Origin of the sequence: Streptomyces sp. (genome assembly GCF_031178505.1) — a bacterium.
GTDB classification, from domain to species: domain Bacteria; phylum Actinomycetota; class Actinomycetes; order Streptomycetales; family Streptomycetaceae; genus Streptomyces; species Streptomyces gulbargensis.
In genome coordinates, this window is record NZ_JAPSIW010001047.1 from 1 (window position 1) to 1,619 (window position 1,619).

A 1,619-nucleotide genomic window follows, 5' to 3' on the forward strand; every position below is an offset into this window, starting at 1 on the left:
TCAGTGTGTGATTCACGAGCCCGGCCAGTCTCCCGGTCAAGGTCGGAGACACCGAGGCATCGGCACCGAGCCTCACTCACATGAATGACAAACACAGTGCCTATTCCGGGCTGCGGAGGGTGCCCTCCGATCCGGCTTGGGTGGCAGTCCAACTTCGCTGTCACAGGACAAAGAGCGTGGTGCGGTCAGCTGGCGCCGGAGCGGGCGCGGGCAAGGAGCGCGGCGGGGTCACGGGCGGCTTCGGGTTCGGTGGTGGCGAGCCGGGCCGTGAACGCCAGCTGGTCCATCTCGACGCCGGGGACCAGGCGGACGAGTGCGGCGAGCAGTGCGGCGTGGGCGAGGACCGGCGGCGGCAGGAGGCCGGCGGCGGCTTCGCGGGCGGCCGGGTCGGCGTGGTGGCCGCGGTGCGCGGCCAGGGCGTGGGCGAGCCAGGCGTCGACGTCGGTCTGGACGTATCCGCCGGCTCGCCGGGTCAGCTCGTCGCGCACGGCTTCGTCCCCGTCGCGGGACCCGGTCTGCTCCAGGGCGTGGAGCTCGCGCAGCGCCTGGAGCTCGTCGGCGCGGGCCTCGATCCGCTGCGCCTCGCGTACGGCGGCCTCGCGGTCGGCGGCGAGCTCGGCCTGGACGACGTCGTCGGTGTCCGGGTCGTACATGGTGCCCGGAGCAGCGGCGGCGAGCAGCTGCTCCAGGCGCCCCACTGAGCTCCGCCCGACCGGTCGCGGACGTCGTCGGCCAGGTCCTCGTGGCGGGAGTTCTGCCGTACGTCGAAGCGGGCGAGCCGGCCCGATGCGGAGACCTCCAGCAGCAGCCGACGGCAAGTCGGCCTCGAATTCGCGGGAGGATCAGCACCACACTTCACCGACGCCACTTAGGCTGAATCGTTCCCGGAATCTTCCGGGGCATCACGAGGGGAGAAGCGATCGTGGGGGAGCTGAGCAGCAGGACCGCATTGGTGACGGGCGGCTCACGCGGGATCGGGCGCGCGGTCGCCCTGCGTCTCGCCGCCGAGGGGGCATTGGTCGCGGTCCACTACGGCGGCAACGCCGCGGCCGCCGCGGAGACTGTGGCACAGATCGCCGAAGCCGGCGGCCGGGCGTTCGCGGTACAGGCCCGGTTCGGCGAGAGCGGTGCGGTGGACCGGCTGTTCAAGGAGCTCACCGCCGGGCTGGCGGACCACGGCGCGGACGGCCTGGACATCCTGGTCAACAATGCGGGCATCCACTCGGCCACGTCGATCGGACAGCTCACAGAGGAGGAGTTCGAGCGGCTGCTGGCGATCAACGTGAGCACGCCGATCTTCGTGGTCCAGCGGGCACTGCCGCTACTGCGGGACGGCGGACGGATCGTCAACATGGGGTCGGCGGCCACCCGGATCGCGAATCCTCTCCAGATCGGCTACACCGTCACCAAGGCGGCGCTTGCGGCCCTCGGTCCGTCGCTTGCCAACGAGCTGGGCCGACGTGGGATCACCGTGAACACGGTCGAACCTGGAGTGGTGCTGACCGACATGATCGCCCACTACGCGGAGGTTCCCGAGGCGGTCGCCGGACTTGAGTCCATCACCGCGCTCGGACGGATCGGCGAGCCGGAGGACGTCGCAGACGTGGTGGGCTTCCTGG

General features: G+C 71.2%; 2 protein-coding genes. One reads left to right on the plus strand and one right to left on the minus strand.

What is annotated here, in order from left to right; translation table 11 throughout:
• Positions 1-185 precede the first annotated feature (185 nt).
• Positions 186-698, minus strand: coding sequence for a hypothetical protein (locus RIF68_RS36080; RefSeq protein ID WP_309055887.1), 513 nt, complete (start codon positions 696-698; stop codon positions 186-188).
• A gap of 224 nt (positions 699-922) precedes the next feature.
• Here RIF68_RS36080 and RIF68_RS36085 point away from each other — a divergent pair.
• Positions 923-1,619: SDR family oxidoreductase (locus tag RIF68_RS36085; protein WP_309055888.1), on the plus strand; the 697-nt coding region annotated here is incomplete at its 3' end.